Below are 19844 nucleotides of genomic sequence, written 5' to 3'. Positions count from 1 at the left end.
GAACCAAATTAAAATTTATGTCAGTAGATGGGCATATTAATTAAATAAAAGGCATAAATCAAACGATAACGAATCAGAGTTCCTGATAGTAAAATCTTTTTTCAAATTCGCTAAGGAGAGTGAACTACGGGGAGACACGGAGCGGAAATTGGAAATTATGAATCAAAAACCGCTACAAAAACCTCAAACCCCTGGAGTTGACGTGGCTTGTTGCGCGTCTAGTGCTGACATCAGATTATCATTATAAGCTCCAACAAGACTTGATAGGCGTTGCATCTCTTCCTGTCCCATCTTTTGTGATATAGAACCATCTTGCAATTGACGTTCTACCAACTCGCGTTGTGCATTTAAATTTTGAATGACTCTGTTTAATTCTTGAGGTGTAACACTAGGATTTTTTGATTGCTTAAAAAACATAATAGGTCCTTATTTTAGCTTAATTGGTGCATTTTACCTTCAGTTTTTTTGCTGTTCAATCGATCTTTGCTCGAGGTGGAAGCATACTGGCATTTTTGCGACCCATCGTGTTAATCAATTACTCTTTAAAATCAATTACTGTTCAAATAGCGCATTATATGCTACAACCGGCGCTCACTAAATCACTTGAGATATATTTGAACATGGCAGAGTCCCAAATAAAATCAGCAGAACCTCATAACCATTTTAAATCACTCTATGAAAAGGCTGTACGACAGATTATCGAAAACAATACTGCTTTCGCGAATATACCCAATCAAATTAAGAATCAGTTTTTAAATTTTTATACCTTGCATTCTAATGAGCAACTTGAATTGATGGACGACTTATCAAAGATTGCAGGTTTACCCAATGAGATGCTCGAGATGATGAGTCAATTTCCTTATTTTGATACCATTCCCCTTGATATTATTAAAGAAATTGGCTCCTATCTCAAAAAAAAGGAACCCAAAGAAGATACGCATACCAGCGCATTTGTAGCAACCCACAAAAGACTGCATGCTTTATTCCAGCCAGATAGGTTGAAGGATTTATTACCTCAACTGTTGTTATATGTAGCGACTGGAAAACAAGATAAAGTAAAAAAGATACTCGATATGCATCCTGAATTGCTGTTGAAAACTGGTACAGTAACGGACTATTCGGGTAGAACATTCAAAGACATCAGCGCATACGAATATGCCTACTGGGCAAAGGACACCCACATGTGCCGGATGCTGGAACAATATATGGATCCAGAGACAAAAGCGGAAATGCTCAAACGCTGTGAGGCGATAGAGATGAATGGTTTGACATACATAAAAAATGGGGTCGAGCATAAGGGGTCAAAGCATTTTGATTTTACGCCACTCAAAAATGCATTAAAAAATTATCTTGATGGGTATGATGGTTGGTTCGAAACAAACAATTGGACAGCCATAGAGTCAGCCTGGATGAAAGTAGGTATCGCCCAGCGCGATATTCCAGTTCATGTGGCTAATGAATATTGCCGAAAAGACCGTGCATTTGCCCCGAAGCCAGAGTTTAATGAACGTACATTACCGCGGGAGTTAACATTCCACAATCATACAACAGGTAACAAGGAGTCTTGGTTTCCATTGGTTATTTCTGATTCTAGTGGTCTTGGAGTTACTTTTGCAATAACTCGCGATTCGGAGGATGCCAACGGAGCTGGGGCTCTGAATGCGTGGCCAGGGGATGTTTTATTGGATTGGGAAGCCATAGACCAGCTTGATAAAGTAAGAACCGACGATCTCGCGCAATTGCTCGAAAACCTGAGATCGGTTGAACCAGCTATTGATAATGGTTTCTCATTTCCATAATAGTAAAGTGAGGCACTCGACAGCGGGTGCCGCTGATTTAACAGTGAAATAAACCAACCGCTTACCACGTTAATTGAAAACAAGTACACTTTAAAGATCATTTAGAACCAACGTTAGTCTAAAATTTTCACAGAATGCTAGCAAAATCACTCAATGCAATTATCTATAAAGTGAGTAAACAATTATTACTTTGCTCCCCTCCTTAAAAAGGATAGAATGTGGCCTGTTTAAGTTTTCTGTACATGGATAATGACTTCTATACTTAAATCCGAAAATATTGCTCTTTCTCGTCATGGATTGAGCCAAAATATTAATATATTGCTCACTCTTTCAATTATTTTTGTTTCTTTAGCACTACGTATTTTAAGCGTTGGTTCACATGATGTTTTCGTTGAAGAAGCTTATTATTGGAATTATTCGCAACATCTGGATTTTGGCTATCTGGACCATCCTCCCATGGTCGCATTGTTAATTAAAATCTCTACCCTAATATTTGGTACCAATGAGTTCAGCATCCGGATTCCAGCGTTGCTGTGTTGGGGAGGGGCTGCATTTTTCATTTACAAATTAACAGAATTAATTCATCGAGGCTCCGGCCTGAATGCTGTATTCTTATTATCTCTTCTGCCGTTTTATTTTATACAATCGACTCTAACGACACCGGATCAACCCGTTCTGCTTTGTTGGGCCGCTGCACTCTATTATTTCTATCGCGTGTTTTTTTTCGATGAATCTAAATCCTGGTACAAAGCAGGTATGTGGCTGGGTCTGGGGATGCTATCCAAATACACCATTGTATTACTTGGCCCGGCTGTACTTCTTTATCTAATCATAGTGCCTTCAACACGATATTGGTTTACTCGCAAAGAACCCTATCTTTGTGTATTAATCGCCGCACTTCTGTTTACTCCAGTAATTTATTGGAATTTTATGCACGAATGGGCTTCATTTGCATTTCAAAGCGTGCGTCGGTTTAAATCAGTGAATCATTTTTCCTTCCATCATTTTATTGGATTGGTATTCTTATTTTTAATGCCCGCGGGGGTGATGGGTTTTTATCGTTTATGGGATAAAAAATCGACAACCATGACGAACATTGAACTCAAAACAATACGGTTTCTGCAAATATTTACGCTCTTTCCCTTGCTCTTTTTTGGAGTATATAGTCTTAATCATGCCATTAAGTTAGATTGGATAGGCCCAGGACTTATATCGATTATTCCTTGGCTTGCAATACTCATTTCTAAAAGTAAAAAGTTTTACAAATTATGGCATATAGGCGCAGTTTTTTTATTACTTTGCTATGTTTGTGTCATCGTCATGATAACTTTTGGTCCCTCTCAAAAAGTATCACAATTATTCTTCCAAAAAATGATTTCATGGGAAAATCTTACCGAACAATTCCATGATTTAGCAAAAAATGTGAGCTATACAAGAAATACTGAACCAATTCTAGTTCCGTTAGATGCCTATAACATAGGAAGCGAGCTTGCATTTTATCAAGCAAAGCTTTTGGAACATGGAGTAATACAAAACATTTATCCCATTGTAGGTAGACATATTTTTGACCTGGATAGTCTGATGTATCGATATTGGTCAAACTCGATAACGTGGTCTGGCAAGACGTTAATTTTAATTGCTACGAACCCTAAAGATTTTAAATTAGCGACGATTAATACTAAAGCAGTCGTTTTAGAGCCTCCTAAGAAGCTATGGTCCTATAGTCAAGGAAGCGGAAAACCTATATCTCCTTATTATTATGAGCTGGTACAAATGAGGTAGTTGTTTGTTCCTAAAGGTAGCGAAGATCTCCGCGTTAGAGCACCAATCTGCTTCCAGAGGTCCATCGCTACGCTCAGTAGGACTCGTGGCGACCAATCCAGGCCACAACGTTGTCCGCTTCAATCTGACTTTGGTAACTCATCAAATCGTTGCAAATCCGCTACCTTATCCTCCCATGACGCACGACTTGCATAGAAAATATGAGCTGTTGGTTCTAAGAGCGAATCATCATCTAAAGAACCAGCGGGTAAAACCACGTACCCTCTCTCGTCTTGTCGAGGAAGTGGGCTGCCACACGTCTTACAAAATATGCGTTCCTTTCGCGTGTTGTGTAACTTGAAATAGCTGAGATTATTCTCTCCCTTTTCCCACGATAATTGAGCCTTATCAAAGAAAACATTCGCACCATGCATCGTACCAGTTTCTTTTCGACATCGACTACAATGACATAAATACATTACTGTTGGCTGTTGCCCCGTAATAATATATCGGCACGTACCACATAAGCATTCACCTGTATATCGATTCATTTAAAACCACCCCTTGTATTTTTGACTTGTATTATTTGGGAACTGTTAGCCGCTGCTTAGCGTTTCATCGTGTGCATTCAGATACATATTTGTGGAAGCCCAAAGAGGCTCATTTTATGAAAGCGCCAACATCTTAAATGGTCACTTATATGGGAATACGTGAGTTTTCACGCATCCCAAGTGTAAAAAACTAAGGTTTAAAATTAGAGGTATTCTCTTCAATTTCTCTTGCAGCATCATTGATGTCTTTTAAGAATTTAGCTTTACTTTGTACCACCATAATTTCCTCTGGGGTCACCGCGTACACTTCATAGTCTTTCGCTGCTAACTCTTCTTTTAATTTTGACAGTTTTTCAGGATTATTTTCTTTTGAAGTGATTACACCTATTCTATCACCATCTTTTTCCATTAATTTAACTCGATATGCAGGCGTACTGTATGCTCGATTAGATAAAGATGAGGATTGAAAAAAAGAAGAACTTCTAGCTGCAAATGGTCTAAACATGGATTTCATCATCATAAATAAATACTCTTTTTGAAATTAAAAACGGCTAAAAAATAATATTAAAAAGCGAAATCATCTTAATAAAATTAGTTCACTTTAGCAAATTTATTTCCAACACCACATTCAATAGGTGATGAATTTTAAGAGTATTCCATTATTTACGGTTAGGTTTGAAATTTTTGCCTGCTCTCTTCCTCTTCGACAACTTTACCTTCTTTTTCCTCTATTTTCTTTGCTTCCTCATCAGTAATCTCTTCTATTTTTACCGTGCTATCTTGTTCCATACCATATTCTTTTTCCTCTTCCTCAACTTCAATATGAGTATAATGCACTATTTCTCCATGCCCTCTCATTTCACGAAGAAATAGATGATATGCATCCATTTGTTCTGAAGTCATGTCCATTATTTCAACCAGCGATTCAATATAAATATCGATAGCTCTTTTCTGTATTTGAGCCGCCTCTTCCATTGTAATATAGGGTTGACCAGGAACAGGCTTCCCTGTTCGTTGTATTGCGCTGGCTATTAGGAAACTTTGAATCGCCTGTTGTGCCAGTGCTCTTACTTCTTCCGGGAGCGATTTATTTTGCAGATCAATAAAATAAGGATTAGCAGAAAATACCAATTTCAATCCTTGCCTATGCAATCTTCCTGGCATAGCGATTAATGGCACATCTTGCACGGTTACCTCATGCTCAAAAGCATATGTCTCCGGGCTGCCTGATCCGTCATACCCTGGTGGTGTTTCACTAGCTCCCTGAATATAAACATAATCATCAGGAATCGCTGTGGAATCAGCCAAAACAATACTTGTTTTTCCAGAGGCAAGTGAAAAGAAATGGTAGATAGTCCATTGATGGGAAAAAGACAATGCGGAGCCTTCAAAATGTTCACTACTCTGCTTATGATGACCAAGAAAAGCACGTTCTGTTTTTTGCTCATCTACGCGTCCATCGTCCAGAAATTTAACTAATTGAGATGAACCATTCAATCCGCAAGGTATTTTAGTTGATACCCCCAAAAAAAGTGGGAAGCCACGGTCAAACTCACTAAGAGCCATTGTTCTTGCCCAACATTTACCTGTTTCAAGTGTTCTTAATTTCCATAAAGCATTTTCTGCTGTTAACAAATTCCCACCATAAGAAATGGGTAAGTAAACGAGTTGCTTGCTGCTTGAAGTCTTCCACATATTAGAGTCAAGTTTAAAAAACCGTTCAATATTCGTAGTTGTTTGACGCGTTTTAAATATACTTCCCCCTTTTACCAGATTGGATTTTTTCCACATGTCTACTCCTCATAATTCGAAACTTATTAATACAAATTATAGCAAATTAATTCACTAAGCATTTTTTTATAACAATAAGGGCATCGCCCTATCCATTAACGTGGTTTGGTTTCAATAAAAAACAAACACTTTTATGAGTGCTAAGTACCCCAATTTTTAACTTGAATTCGAACGAATCAGGCATTTCGCTTAATAATTCATTAATCAACGTGATGTTATAATAGCCAACAAGTATAGGTTTTGCGGGGAAAGTTATGTTGTCAAAATTACTTTATGTCAGGCAAATACACCGACAAGCGAGTTCTGGTCTAAAAAATGCATTTAAGCCGAAAAAAACTGCAGCAGTTATCCTTGGTACCGGAGCTGGTACAGGAGTCGTACTATACACCCTAGATTCTAGAGATCAACAACGATTCCAAGAGGCAGAAAAACTCCATCGAGCAGACAAAGAACACTTAATGACAGATGTTGAGATGCAATTTGGCACAGTGCAAGAGTTATTAGCTTATGCCGAACAATTACCAACTGGACAGATTCCTCATCCAGCAAAAGAGGCTTATACACCGAGTCGATCGCAAGAGTTAGTTGTACAGGGATTTACAGGAGGTCTCTTGACTTTGTTCATGTATCCCCAAAAACACAAAAGATTGGTTGATGCGTGCGGTATTGCTTTAGAACATCACTTAGAATGTATCACGGACAAAGGTCGCAAATATTTCTCGGATATGGAGCTAACCGAAGCCGCTTTAAACTTGCCTAAAGAACAGCTCGAAGAACGAGCCAAGATGCAGGGAAAAACGGTGATAGAATATACCTCAATGTTACAAGAGCGGTATCAACATGCTCAAGAGGGAGTTGAAGCCTGTCAAGCGTTTTACATTGATATGACACACCGATTAAACATACATAGACATCTCGCCAAACGATATCCCGAAGCGAGAGCCGCTCTTGAAAAACTAGTAAGCATCGATCCAAAAGAGCTATCTAAAGTCACTCATTTACCTGAAAAGGAATGTCGTAAGATACTTGAGTCCGGCATCGGTTCTGCAATGTATGGCCTTGGTTTAATCACAGGTCAAACTGTAGCAGGCTTAAATGGACAAATAATAAAAGATCAACATTTGGATTCGATTGTAGATATTGCTGAGAAATTGGGGACACATTGTATGCGTCTTATCGACCTTGCTGAGTCTCTAAAAAAAGAGGGTCTGACAAGCGTTGAACGTGCCCAAATAATACACCAAATTAAAAAAGAATATAAAAATAATATTGATGCCATGCGAAGCGACGAACTAGACTTGGTAAAGCACTCATATTATGACGGAGAATATTCACAGGCTTTAGCTCATACCATAGCCTATGCTCAGGGACCAGCAAATCTCTTTGCCAATATGAATAGGGCTCGTATATTTGGTGGTGCAGTTCCGCTCTTCCCTGAAGATATTATTTCTTTACATCATCAATCACCTCACTGTATTCATAAAAATCACGGGGAAGGACTAGCGATTGCAACACACGAGATAAGAGCACTACCTGGTATGTTACAGCGTATAAAAATTACCAATACGCAAGGGGATCAACCCTGGTTAGTCGAGTCTGATAGAGGCTTTGATGGGAAAAAAGCGTTCATGAATGCTCTAGATCGATGTTATACACCATGCATTACAACGCCTCGTCCTGGTAGTAGTTCAGATGATGAATAGGAGGCCTTTTAATACAAAAAAGCCTAGCCGAACCACGTACACATTTAATTAGAAATGAGTAACGAAGATGAACGAAGATGAAATCAAGGAGCGAAGCGCATCTAAGCCAACGGAAATAATGACTTTAAGGCCACGCCAAGAGTTATGTGATCGCGTTATAGATTACACTATAAAAAACTATGGACGTAATCTCCGAGCCCCAATAGAGGAATTGGCTTCAGCACCCAATCGTTGGCTCAGCATTGCATATCCCATCAGCAAGGCTGATACCAACTCGCCTGAAGCCCGCGCTCGTATCATGGGTGGTTTGGCAATTATCTGTTATTTAAATGATTTGAAAGCAGAGCTAAATACTGAGGTTTGCTTCGATTTCAGGAAAATGCTTAAATCAATCGACGATTACTTTGAAGTGACCCAGTGTGTGCCTTATATAGAAGAGTTTCCTCATATCCTTAAGCATCAACCAGTGTTCCACGAACCAGGTATGAATCGTGACGTGGTTATGTCACTAATCTATCCTAAAGAAGAACTGGTTAAACGTGTTGCAGCGTTTACAGGGCTAACTATGGAAGAAAATGTATTAAAACACATAGCTCAACCAATACTGATGGATGGAAAAAATGACCGAGTTACCATTGCGCAAAAATGCATGTACGAGTATCAAAAACCAATCATCTATGAAATGATTGGTATAATGATTGCATTAACCCTGATGAATTCAGAGCAAAAATTCGAATTCCAATCCGCAGACACGTATGCAAAATGGACCGATCAACTCATCGCTATGGCCGCAGGAAGTCCTGCGGTGGATGTTGTGGTTAATGCATCAAACGGTGTATTTTGGTTGCCCGATCCCGCAGAATTTCGATAACAGCTCCTATCGTAAATACTATCCACAGCAAGTGATCTATCTAAATCCAAACCTCACACTCTCTGGCTTTTGTTCTTCCGTCTTCTCGCCAAGCGCTTCGCTAAGCTCACGCTGACATTTCTCGAATGTTTCAAAGTGATGCTGATTATACTTGGTTTTACTCTTAGGAATTGTATGATTTTCAAGGAACCAAAAACAGCGCTCCTTACGGTATTCATCAGATGAATTATTCCGCATTTTCATGATTTTTTCTTGTTCATCAGCTGGAACAGCAAGCTTTTCTAAATTTTCTTGCAGCTTTTTACTTTGCTTTGCGGCTATATCTTGTTCAAAAGTATTTTTTTTTGCTAGGCTAATTTTACCAAACATATCCATTTACCTCATAATTAATAAAGCTACGTTGCAAATTTTAAATTTCAATGGAAATTATTTTCCAATTTGGATGTTTTTTGTATAATACACTTTATTATTCACTTTGAAAAGATGACACTTTTCATTTGGCCTGCTTAATTTCTCAGAAGAAAAAAAGCAAATGAGTAACTACTTTGACCGATGCCCCATTTACAATACATCACAACGAAGCCGAACTCACTCAATCTACAGGACTTACGCCCCCAAGGTTAAGGCAAAAAATGTTTTTAATGAGGGAGTTTCGGTATACTAAATGACCCAATTAAAAACATTTTTTAACGAAAAGATTGGGGGTTTTCGTAAGTCCCGATCTAAAAAACTCGTGTCCGTCACTAATTCACCGATGACCATTTTGATATCACATGAGTTAAGATGAATAAGCTACTAATCCAAATTGTTGATCAAACGCTTTTTGAGACTCTGGTGAAAAATGACAAACTTCACTTAAAACCTCTTTGGGTAACCGCTTAAAAAAGCTTAACCGCTTTTCAAACGCGTCTTGATTATGTACCTTAACATCCTCAGATAAACCTATTTTATACGTTTTAGCAGGGGTTTGAGCTACTTTTTGTGGGGCACGCTGAGGGGTATCTTGTTTTAAAATAACGGAATCAGCTAATTCAGTTTCAGTTAATGCGATTGCGTAAGGTCCGACAAAAAACGAGTCGCCATGGATTACATTACTACCAATTTTCATCGTATATCCAAAAGGTATCTCGAAAGCAGCAAAATCAAACTCCCCACCAGCCTTCTCTACTCCGAGTATCAATGCACCACTGCACTTAGGGGACAAAGGTGTAAAAACATGAGGAAATGGATGTGTTTCTACAAATAAACCACCACCACCGTTTCTTTTCATTACATAGTCTTGTATGTAATCTGCATCCCATTGATATTCAACCAAGTACAGGTTTTCTAATGACTGATCATCAACAGCATCCAAAATAAATGATTGTTCCAATGGAATTAACTCGGCACCGTATTTAGCTAAAAACTCTCTGGGTACAGCACGAGCATTCATTTTGGGAATATCCACTACTTGAACATCGGATGGAATAGCTAATACACCCAAGCTGCCAAAAACATTCGCATCCCTACCACTTTGAGCGCATTCCTGATTTTTATTTTTCCATGTTGCTTTAATAGTCAATTCTTTGGGGGGAGCTATTTGAACCACACATCCTGTATCAGGTATATCATATTTACTAATTCCAGTTGCGTCCAGCATGTTTATTTCTGTACCTGCTTTGAGAATGGCATGCGCCTCTACTGCTTTCATTAATGGTTTGCTGCCGGGTTTATCTGGATTTCGTCGATCCACCATAGTAGCTTGCAAGCTATGTAAATACCTGTTCGCTACCTCAGTAGGTAATTTGCTTTTCATACACATAGTACAAGTACAAATATCAGCGTGCGACATAGAAGTAGTTACATCAGCTGCCGAAGTAGGTTTCTCAAAGAGTGCTCTCATAATTTTTAATTCTCGTGTTGTAGCTTAAAAGGTCAAAATTGCGCGCATTAAAATCAAACAAGTAGCACGTATTATTGCAAATCAGCCTTAACAAATTATTAAATCATGCCCAATAAGTCCAATTTTCACACAGCAATCCACATCAAAGATGAAGTGGTCATTGCACTATGGGCGCCTAAAGAAAACACACGGTGCACATAATCGATTTGTCACAAAATTATCAACCAAGATGCGCAATATAGGCATAGAATGCTCTTAAATAAAAAAACGGAGTAGATCTGCTCTTGATGGCCAATATTAATTATATAAACGCAATTTTTGCCAATCTTGAAAAAAACATTTGCATTTAAATCAATATTTAGATTAATCTGAAGGGGACTCATAAGGAAAAGGAGATCATCATGGGTAAAAAAGCTACAAGTACTCGTCTGGCAAATGGAAATAATAAAGCCCAAAAGCCCTACTCAAATCAGGACTCGCAGCTCTTTTTTAATCAAAATCCAATGCCCCCCTCACCAGAAATACAAGAAACGCAAAAAAACGAGAAAATACAGCACCCCATTCAAGAAATAAGCATACAGACTACGACTGATATTTTGTTGGCTGCTATTTTACAAGAATTAAAAACCCAGAATATGATTGAGCTAATGAAATTAAAAGCACAACAAGAACAAGAGCAAGAGGAGTTGCTAGCCGCTGAAAAAATGCAAGAGCATGATGACGCTCGGTTCGACGAAATTCGAACGTCAATGTATATTTGATTTAATAATTACATTCTCTCGAATCAATTAATGGATATTTAGTAAATCGGCCGCGAGATCCCCTATGATCACGCCAATAACACAGTGCAATGTGATTTGGCATATCTCTGGATCCCGCGGACATTAAATCCAATATAGTAAACCTCAGAGTTACAATCCTCAGACTCAACATCCAAGCTAATTGTATTCCTCATTTCTATGAAAAACGCTTCATCATCAATAAACCAGAAACGATCAAAATAGCAGCAATAACTCGCATGATATTTGCAGGCTCTCCCAAAATAATGAGTCCAACTAAAAACACACCAACTGCACCGATACCAGTCCAGATAGCATAAGAGGAAGCGTTTTCATAGAAATGGCTAGCAATACAAAACGTGCAATCATTGCCACAATGGTTACGAGGGAAGGATAAGGCTTGGAAAATCCATGGGACAATTTCATGCAAAAAGCCCATATCTCTTCAAGCACACCAGCAACAGTTCTTCTTATTTTGATTTTTTGCTAATCAAGCATTGAAAAAATGAGCAATTTAGAAAAAAATACAACCTTACTGATCATTGTCTAACATAGTGCGCACAATCTTTGCAAATAACTATGCCAGCATCTTTTCACATCATTATCCCCTCCAACATGGGTATAGAGAGTTCATCCAAATAAGGTCATAAAATGATAACTAATTCTACGCTAAAACTTGAAGCAGATAAGCAAACAATCAATTACGTCACAGCCTGGTCTATTGGTCAACCAACAAAATCAAGCGCCACAGTTACAGTAATTCAATATAAAGGTAAAATGTATTTAGTAACAAACGCTCATGCAGTAGCGAATGCAACCTATTTGAAAATTAAGTTCAATCAAGGTTCTACCGAATTACCTGTTGAACCGGTATGGGTTGATCCAATCATGGATGTTGCCATTCTAAAAGCCTCTTCTGAGGAGGCTGAAGCGTTAATGGCTAAAAAAGTGGAGCCATTAGAAATCAATCCCGAATTTCAACCGTCCTCAACTGAAGTCAATGCTTATGGCTACCCTGCAGGAGGAAAAGGTCTATCCTTCACCAAAGGACATATTTCAAGAACTGAAATATCAGTCATCGCCCATTCACGCCTACCCGGTATTACTGTGCAAACCAGCGCTCCAATCAATCCTGGTAATAGTGGCGGCCCTATTACCCGAGTGGTCGAGGGGAAGAAAGAAGAATGTATCGGTATAGTGAGCCAAGGCGCTTCTTCATTATCAAATGTAGGCTATTTTATTCCCGCTTGGATTGTTGTACAAACCATAGAAAACTATAACCGATTTGGTGCACTTAGAGCCAAAAAATTTATTGATTATGTTACGGTTCCCCATGTTAGTTTTGAGTGGCAAACCCTAAAGAATTCATTTCTTAGAGCCCAGTTAGGTATGATACAAGACTCCATAGAAAATGAACCCACAGGTATTCTTGTATCTGCGATACCCTCAAATTCCTGTGCCCAAAACCACTTACAAGAAGGAGATATAATTCTTGAAATAGATGGGCATAAAATTCAGGCAGACGGTAACGTACAAGTCAAAGAGCTTGAGCATCCTATCTCTTATCTCTATCTTTTGCAGCGTAAAAAATATCTCGATAACTTAGATCTGGTAATTCAAAGAAAAGACGAGACGGGCTTAAACACTTTGAATATAACATTTAGGTTAACAGAACAATTAGGTCGTAGCCTCGTTGGTCCCAGAAATAATAAATCAATCAAATACCACATCCAACCATCTGGAAAAAATGGAGGATATGTTTTCGTGGGTTGTACCCAATCTCTGATGGATACTTTTAAAGCAAATTACTCAACACCACAAAAGAGTATTGTCGATAATTCTAATGTTCCGAATATGTTCAATAATTTCTCATCTCTTTCTGTTGGTCCAGATCTCCGGGAAATTGTCGTTTTACAAAATATTTTAGCTTCAGAAGAGACGGATGGTTATGAAAATTTTGCGCTTAATCGAGGATATTTATGCGAGAGTGATCGTATTATTGAGGCAAATGGTAAACAAATCACTAACTTATGGGATTTAGTTTCCGCTTTATCGGAAAAGCCGACAAATCCTTCTTTTGTAAAATTTGCTAATGGAAAACAAATAATTATTGCTCCTGAAGAACATGGCACTCGAGAAGCCCTAAAATCTCGTTATCAAATTGCGTTTTTTACAAGCCCTGAAGTTTCCCCTATCTCTAAAGCACCATTTTTAGCTGAAATTGAGGCATCTGGAGAGAATATTAAATCAAAACTTAATCCTCCTAAGATGTAACAATTTTATCTCTTCTGCCTACGTGCCACGAATCGGTCGCGACACGTAGGTAATTTAATAGGCGGGAGTCCAGACTCTATTCATAATCCAGCTCATTATTGTGTTAAGCGGAACAACTTATCTCTTGAAGCAACATGTATGATTGAATCGTTATCCTCTTTTTTAACAAAACCAAGTTCATAGTCTGCAACAAGTTTCGCAATAGCCGCTTTAAATAAAACCTCTGTAACAGCAAATGCCGGACAATTGCGTTGTCCTACAGAAAAAGGGACAAATGGGAATTGACCAAGAGTATGGTTATTTTTGTTATCACATTCCATCCCTTCCTTTACGTGCTGTTCAGGTTGTAAAAATCGTTTAGGATCAAACTCGTCAGGATGAGTCCAATATTGTTCGCCTTTAGCTAAAGCATGTAAATCAAATATAATCATGCTATTAGGTGGGATGTTCATTGAATCGGATGAATACCCGTTTTGAGTATATCGAGGTACTGCTACAGGAGCATCAAACCGCACTGACTCCTTGTAAAAAGCATCCAATATTGGTAACGATTTAAGAGCCTTAATATCGAACTCCCCGAGCGTTAAATGAGCACCATCAATTTCATCGCGAAGCATCTCAAATTTGTCAGGATCGGATGCAATTTGCTCGAGACACAATACAATTGCGTCAGTTAAATTGTCTGCAGCTTTTAGGATCATGGGCAACGATTGAACTATGGGATTTTCAAAATATCGTCTAATCTCATGAACAGGCAGGAATTTTAAAGCCTCTGACAGTTCATTCTCTGACAGAGTTGGGTTTTCATCCTTAAATAAGCTCACGATAGAAGCAGCAATTAAATTAGCATTTCCGGGATGCTCTTCTGTATGAAGTACTGACACAACTTTTTCGAATTCTTGCTCTAAAATGCCTTTTGAAAAAGCCCGATATACATCTCTTTTTTTTCTTAAACTCGGCATAAAATTAAGCAATTCAGGAAAAGGAAATGCCCCCCAACGTTTTACATCATTTCGATAAGATTCCATCACATCATAAGTATTGTCTGGTAATTGCTCGATACCTAGCATATTTTCTACCATAACAGCTCGGACAATGCCGCAGATTGCAGGTCGGATTTTAATCGCTACATCATGCGTTACCGTTTTCTCTATTTCTGAGATCAGAGGATGGGCAAGTCGGGACGGCGTAAGAAAGCGAGACAGATTTTTTCTCGATGCCAACGCATCATGCCCAATATCTGAAATAATAAAAAAATCATTGCCAGAAAAAAATTTAAACGAGGCGTGCCCTTTCCGGCTTGCTTGTTCTTTATCAAATTCATTCATTAATACAACAAGCTGAGATTGAGACTTTGGGGTAATAACTGCATAGTTCCCTCCCAAATATCCCAAACTGACAACGCTACACCCATCCTCACTGCTTCGTGCTTCAGACGTTAAAGTTTGAATCATCTTTTTCGGATCACGAATGAAATCTCTGGTATGACCAATTCCAAATTGTTCTGCTTGGCGCAAAATACCTGCTACAACTTCATACGCTTGGTTTGAGTAATATCGAATACTTAAGGCCACTGAACTTTCAAATAACTCACCAAACATAAATAACTCCAAGAAAAACATCGGCCAAATTGATCCATCCTAATTCATTTGGAAAATATTGCAAACATTATTGCCGTTTTTAACTCAACTATTAAATTAACTTCTTTCGAAACTCAATTCTTATATTAATGCTCTGCATCAAAAGAAGTCGATACTTTTAGTTATATAAAATAGGCATATTAGAAGGGTTCTCAGATTTTGCTTCTTGCAGTTGCGTTTTATAATGATGCGTCATGGTTGATGTTGATAGTGATGATGACAAGAACATTGTGAGTTCTTGATGGATCATTATTTTTTTATCGTGTATGTTTTTTCGATCGATTATGGCTGTTTTTGCATTGTATACCCGTTTTGCATCATCCTTATTTTCCGGCAAGATTACCGGAAGCTTACTTACCGTGTCTAAATAACTTTTAAGTGCTTTTGGTGGCTGTCCATGGTTAATATATTCATCAGCAATTAGAGAATAGGCCCAAAAACCACCTAGATCAAAATGAAGCAGCTCCTTATTTGCCTCGAGTATTTTATCCACTTGTTCAAAATCGCCATGTCGTGCATAAGCAAGCATTCGCTCAGGAATAGATAATCGTTGGGCTATTTTGAATAAATCTTTTGAATCGATCATCACATCATGGATGACAGGTTCTAAACCGAGTCTCATCGCACATGCATTGACCGCCCTAATGTTCGCCGGTGAAAAATAAGCATGCGTAAAATTAACAAAAGAATTCAAATCAACTTCTTTTTCAGCATGTAGTGCATTAAATAACTCATTCGTATATTTTCCAGTGTCATGCTTGATTACACTCCCTATTTTAAATTGCCAATCATCATGTTCGTCTTTAAAGAAGAGTATGTTTTCAAACCCCATAGCATCCAAAATAATATTAGTCTTTTGATAAAAATCGCGATAATGATTTAGGAACTCAATCATGATACCCTGGAGTTTGGTATCACTCTCTAAACGTTTTAAAATCGCGCCAATACGTTCATCAACTTTCGCATAATCATTAAAATTAAAACTGAATTCAGAATGGTCGTTATGAATAAGCGTTTTATTTACTTTATCGTACAACCCTTTGTTGTGTTCGATTAAGTAGGGATCAAGTTCTGCGGGTTCTATTTTAAAATCAAATTTCACTTTAGATTTAAAGCTTTTTTCATATGGAACGATTGATAGGGCTGCATTTTGAGATTCTTTCCCAGGAAGAGAGACTTGTCGGGTAAAATGTTGTTCTCGAATACATCGTTGTTTATTATCTCGGTCAAAGCAATCATATAAAACAGCATATTTTTTCTCTAGCTCTTCAAGCTCCTTAGGGTTGGGATTCTGTTTCATTAACTTGATAACAAAAGGGGCATCTGGAAATCGATAAAGCACATGAGTTCCACCTTCAGCAAAACGCTCGGCTTTAGTTAAATCAATAGCACCAGATTCAGTCTTTGGTGCGGAGTCAAGCCAACTCTGCATCAAAGCAATTAGTTTAGATGAAGTATCATCAATTACCACTTCAATGGTGCCAGTACTTTCTCCAGTTACATCAAATTCAATCGACTCTTGCATCTTAATTTTTAATTTAATCTTGGTAAGTTCATATTATATTGGGGTGCAATACATAATTTGTGATTTTTGCGCTAATTTTACACATTATTTTCAGTTGCAGGACTTACGAAAAATCTCAAGGGCGAGGCAAAAAATGTTTTTAATGAGGGAGTTTAGATAGACTAAATGACCGAATTAAAAACATTTTTTAACAAAGAGATTGGGGTTTTTCGTAAGTCCTGAGTTGTTCTTTTCAAAAATCCAACCGTCCTAACCTCACTTGCAAACAAAAGAGAGCGGCAGGATGATCAAGAACCGGACAAACATCCGGCTCATGCATGCTGCTTAACTGTTTTTAGGATACAAGATGGAATCTTGATGTTTTGACTCATCCCATATTTCTTCTTCAGATAAGTTTGTCTGAATAAACTCGATTACTGCCCCATGCTCCTCAATGATTGCCACTCTAAAATCCTTTAAAGGAAAATATGGCTCTAGAAGAACATGTTTCCCCTTTATTGCTTCCTCAATACTCTCAACTTTATAGGCTATATGCGGTTGAGTCTGAACCAACTTAGGCAAAGGACAATTGGGACCAAATCGATGATATTGAATTCGTCCGGGTAACTCCCCTCCTGAGGTATACATATCCATAACGGGACTATAACGCTCACCCGAACGTGGCTCGGTTACTGGTATTCCAACATGATGATATTGATAGTTCATAATAGTCCTCAATGCTTGCTTTATTTATATTTTACTCATCAATTGCATGAATATTAATTAACATTATTTCCTTAATTATGAACTATTAGTTTATAATTAAGGATTAATTATAAAACAAATACTTTACTATGTTGAATATTTCCCAATTAAGATGCTTTATAAAAGTTGCAGAGTATCTAAGTTACAAACGCGCTGCAGCGGAACTGTGTATTACAGCAACCGCGGTGAGTAAGCAAATTAAAAACCTCGAGGATCAATTGGGTGAGAAACTCTTTATTCGAGATACTCGTAAAGTGCAACTCACGGTATTTGGTTTGGCTCTCCTGGAAAAATGTCAAAAACTACTCGCAGAAACGCAACTCATTGAACAATTTATTGAATCAAGGCAAAAGCTCCCTCAAGGTCAAATTACCATTTTGGTTTCAACCATTCTTGCCAGGGAGTTAATTCTAGACCGACTAGCTGATTTTATGGCTCAATATCCGTTGATTGAGTGCGAATTTTTATTTTCTGAACAAGATAATGATTTGGCACGCAAAGATATTGATGTGATGGTTGGCTTTCCTGAGATTCCACCTTTTACAGATCAGTTAAAATATAGGAAGATGAGTCCGGTCAGCAATATTCTTTGTGCAGCACCCTGTTTAATCGAACGATACGGGATGCCTGTTCATCCATCAGACCTCATGGCCTTCCCGTTTATTTCTCACAGCTTGAGAAAACCGGCTACAGAACTTCCACTCGCAGATGGAACTTATTTATCTTGCCCCAATCCCATACTCTTTATGGACGACTTTAATGCACTAAACCAGGCTTGTAAAAATGGAATAGGTCTCTTTTTAACTGGAGATAAACTCGTTGAGCAGGCCCTTAAAGAAAAAACGCTCATACACATTCTTCCTGAAATAAAATTCAAACGGTATGAGATTTTTACTTTTTATCAATCTTATGGATCTGAACTACCCAAGATTAGAGCCTTTCTTGATTTTTATATGCCAAATCCAACACCAAATACTATTGGACCATAAGCCTATCCCACTTGACTAAATAACATTTCTTAATGATTTTTCTAGACAGTTGGAAACATTTTGTATTCTAATGATTCACCAATTTAGGAAAGGAAAAAGGAATATGGCTTTTACAAGGATCTTCTTTCTAATTGTATTATTTTGCATTTATGGAATACAGGAAACTCAAGCGGAAGAAACGGATCAATTTACGCTCCCACCTGGTGAATTACAAGACATAGGCCCCGCTACAAGCTACAGACTTTATGAAGTGCTCGAAAAGGTCATCGCGCAAACCAATGCAGAAATTCAAATGCTCCTTCCAAGAGCTCAGAAGAGTCATCATTCAGCATCACAATTAGCCGCTCGTCGTAAAGATGCCTACATCGCTGATTTGGTATATAAAAATACCGGCCCGGGTTTTCCACGTTGGTTGCGTCGGTTACCCAAAGACTCCAACCCCGTGCTCTATAAAGAAATTTGGCCCTGGAAAACCGTTTATTGGCTCGTTTTTTCGCAGTCTCCCTTATTTGTCATTGGACTTGCACCAACGATTAATATGTATGGTTATTATTTTGGTACAGACAAACTCGGCCATTTCTTTATGATGGGGCATACCTATTACAAAATTTATAGCTATTTCCTCAATCATGGAAAATCAGCAGAACAAGCCCATGCCGCGATTGTCACATACGGTCAAATCCTTGAGCAGACCTATTTAGGTACATTAGTTAATGGCGTGTATTCTAATGCAGATTTATCTGCAAATTATGCAGGATGGAAGTTTTATATGAATCTTGCACATAGCGTGAAAATTGGAAAACAAACACAGCCTCCAATCCTCGTTTTGAATGGGGATAAATGGGAGTTTTCCAAACACGTCACTAAGTATAACTTACTGAAACCCTATATTTCAGATAATCTTAATGAAGCGTTCAATCCTTGTCGTTACTCTTTTATGCGAGATCAAATTCGTAGGCAGATAAAAAAACGTTGTGCTAATTGGATTAAACGCAAGGAAATCACCAAACAAATCGTCCAAGCAAAACTTGAAGACACCAGTCGCTGGCATGGAGAAGCTTACGGTCACTGGCTTCCTGCAAGCAATGCAGTCACTCTTGATACCTGCTTCGGAGGCAAGTAGGTCTTTCACCATATTATCAGCAAGCGTGGCCCATATTAAATGCCGCGCGTGCGTTGAGTTCGGTATGCTTATTAATTACGTCCCTTTTCAGAATTTACCCATCAATTAAATGAATCATTAAATCCATATAAACCTTTCCATGCAATTGTCTATAATTTAATCAATCAATGATGTGCATTGACAAGGAGATTTTAAAATGAAAATTTTGATTAATGGAAATACTATTAGTTTGACTCAATTAATGTTTCAGTACAATGTGCAAAATCAGGGTGGAATCTCAATGAATAGCGGTACGGAATTTGAGCGTACATTGAATCTGAAACTTTTGGCTCAATATCAGAATGAGTTGATATTTACTATGTTAGTACCCACAAATTAATCACTTAATCCACTGATATATCGAGAATAATTT

General features: G+C 38.1%; 18 protein-coding genes and 1 pseudogene. 9 read left to right on the top strand and 10 right to left on the bottom strand.

The genetic code is table 11. The annotated features are described in order from the left end of the window. Positions 1-183: 183 nt before the first annotated feature. Entirely contained in the window at positions 184-417 is a 234-nt protein-coding gene (locus DGG96_RS00695) for a hypothetical protein (protein ID WP_110141096.1), read from the bottom strand. Positions 418-620: 203 nt separating this feature from the next. Between DGG96_RS00695 and DGG96_RS00690 the strand changes: the two genes are divergently transcribed. Together DGG96_RS00690 and DGG96_RS00685 are read left to right on the top strand one after the other, a co-directional pair. Next, positions 621-1799 (top strand): hypothetical protein, encoded by a 1179-nt coding sequence (locus DGG96_RS00690; RefSeq protein WP_127059465.1) that lies wholly within the window; start codon positions 621-623, stop codon positions 1797-1799. Positions 1800-2048: 249 nt separating this feature from the next. Continuing rightward, positions 2049-3581, top strand: coding sequence for a glycosyltransferase family 39 protein (locus DGG96_RS00685; protein WP_110141094.1), 1533 nt, complete (start codon positions 2049-2051; stop codon positions 3579-3581). Positions 3582-3700: 119 nt separating this feature from the next. Here DGG96_RS00685 and DGG96_RS00680 read toward each other — a convergent pair whose 3' ends face one another. The 3 genes from DGG96_RS00680 to DGG96_RS00670 form a co-directional block, all read right to left on the bottom strand. Further along, positions 3701-4111, bottom strand: coding sequence for a GFA family protein (locus DGG96_RS00680; RefSeq protein ID WP_110141093.1), 411 nt, complete (start codon positions 4109-4111; stop codon positions 3701-3703). 190 nt (positions 4112-4301) lie between these two features. Further along, positions 4302-4631: a hypothetical protein gene (locus tag DGG96_RS00675; protein ID WP_110141092.1), complete on the bottom strand. Its 330-nt coding sequence runs from the start codon at positions 4629-4631 to the stop codon at positions 4302-4304. A gap of 149 nt (positions 4632-4780) precedes the next feature. Continuing rightward, positions 4781-5902: a hypothetical protein gene (locus DGG96_RS00670; RefSeq protein WP_110141091.1), complete on the bottom strand. Its 1122-nt coding sequence runs from the start codon at positions 5900-5902 to the stop codon at positions 4781-4783. 254 nt (positions 5903-6156) lie between these two features. Between DGG96_RS00670 and DGG96_RS00665 the strand changes: the two genes are divergently transcribed. Together DGG96_RS00665 and DGG96_RS00660 are read left to right on the top strand one after the other, a co-directional pair. Further along, entirely contained in the window at positions 6157-7605 is a 1449-nt protein-coding gene (locus DGG96_RS00665; protein WP_110141090.1) for a hypothetical protein, read from the top strand. 67 nt (positions 7606-7672) lie between these two features. Then, a complete protein-coding gene (locus tag DGG96_RS00660; protein WP_110141089.1) occupies positions 7673-8476 on the top strand; it encodes a hypothetical protein in 804 nt (267 codons plus the stop codon). Positions 8477-8512: 36 nt separating this feature from the next. On the opposite strand, the gene DGG96_RS00655 is transcribed toward DGG96_RS00660, so the two are convergent. Beyond that, positions 8513-8845: a hypothetical protein gene (locus tag DGG96_RS00655; RefSeq protein WP_126955294.1), complete on the bottom strand. Its 333-nt coding sequence runs from the start codon at positions 8843-8845 to the stop codon at positions 8513-8515. 409 nt (positions 8846-9254) lie between these two features. Continuing rightward, the gene (locus DGG96_RS00650) at positions 9255-10358 is read right to left on the bottom strand and encodes a hypothetical protein (protein WP_110141087.1); all 1104 of its coding nucleotides are present in this window, start codon (positions 10356-10358) and stop codon (positions 9255-9257) included. A 401-nt stretch (positions 10359-10759) separates the two neighbouring features. Between DGG96_RS00650 and DGG96_RS00645 the strand changes: the two genes are divergently transcribed. After that, a complete protein-coding gene (locus DGG96_RS00645) occupies positions 10760-11119 on the top strand; it encodes a hypothetical protein (protein ID WP_110141086.1) in 360 nt (119 codons plus the stop codon). Between the two features lie 196 nt (positions 11120-11315). Here the strand turns inward: DGG96_RS00645 and DGG96_RS00640 are convergent. After that, positions 11316-11563, bottom strand: a pseudogene (locus tag DGG96_RS00640) (DMT family transporter). A gap of 225 nt (positions 11564-11788) precedes the next feature. Here DGG96_RS00640 and DGG96_RS00635 point away from each other — a divergent pair. Then, positions 11789-13411: a S1C family serine protease gene (locus DGG96_RS00635; protein ID WP_110141085.1), complete on the top strand. Its 1623-nt coding sequence runs from the start codon at positions 11789-11791 to the stop codon at positions 13409-13411. Between the two features lie 95 nt (positions 13412-13506). Here the strand turns inward: DGG96_RS00635 and DGG96_RS00630 are convergent, their stop codons facing one another. The 3 genes from DGG96_RS00630 to DGG96_RS00620 all read right to left on the bottom strand — a co-directional run bounded on the left by DGG96_RS00630 (position 13507) and on the right by DGG96_RS00620 (position 17281). Next, positions 13507-15012, bottom strand: coding sequence for a cytochrome P450 (locus DGG96_RS00630; RefSeq protein WP_110141084.1), 1506 nt, complete (start codon positions 15010-15012; stop codon positions 13507-13509). A 157-nt stretch (positions 15013-15169) separates the two neighbouring features. After that, positions 15170-16576 carry a hypothetical protein gene (locus DGG96_RS00625; protein ID WP_233590471.1) on the bottom strand — a complete coding sequence of 469 codons (1407 nt, stop codon included), beginning with the start codon at positions 16574-16576 and terminating at the stop codon, positions 15170-15172. Between the two features lie 324 nt (positions 16577-16900). Continuing rightward, on the bottom strand, positions 16901-17281 hold the full coding sequence (locus tag DGG96_RS00620) for a helicase (RefSeq protein WP_110141083.1): 381 nt from the start codon (positions 17279-17281) through the stop codon (positions 16901-16903). 128 nt (positions 17282-17409) lie between these two features. Between DGG96_RS00620 and DGG96_RS00615 the strand changes: the two genes are divergently transcribed. The 3 genes from DGG96_RS00615 (at position 17410) to DGG96_RS00605 (ending at position 19811) form a co-directional block, all read left to right on the top strand. Beyond that, positions 17410-18309 (top strand): LysR family transcriptional regulator, encoded by a 900-nt coding sequence (locus DGG96_RS00615; RefSeq protein ID WP_110141082.1) that lies wholly within the window; start codon positions 17410-17412, stop codon positions 18307-18309. Between the two features lie 103 nt (positions 18310-18412). After that, positions 18413-19432 carry a hypothetical protein gene (locus DGG96_RS00610; protein WP_110141081.1) on the top strand — a complete coding sequence of 340 codons (1020 nt, stop codon included), beginning with the start codon at positions 18413-18415 and terminating at the stop codon, positions 19430-19432. A 196-nt stretch (positions 19433-19628) separates the two neighbouring features. Further along, positions 19629-19811 (top strand): hypothetical protein, encoded by a 183-nt coding sequence (locus DGG96_RS00605; protein WP_110141080.1) that lies wholly within the window; start codon positions 19629-19631, stop codon positions 19809-19811. The last annotated feature ends 33 nt before the right edge of the window (positions 19812-19844 follow it).

It is taken from the genome of Legionella qingyii, assembly GCF_003184185.1.
The sequence above is the reverse complement of the archived record's forward strand: the minus strand, read 5'-3'. Positions and strand labels throughout refer to the sequence as shown.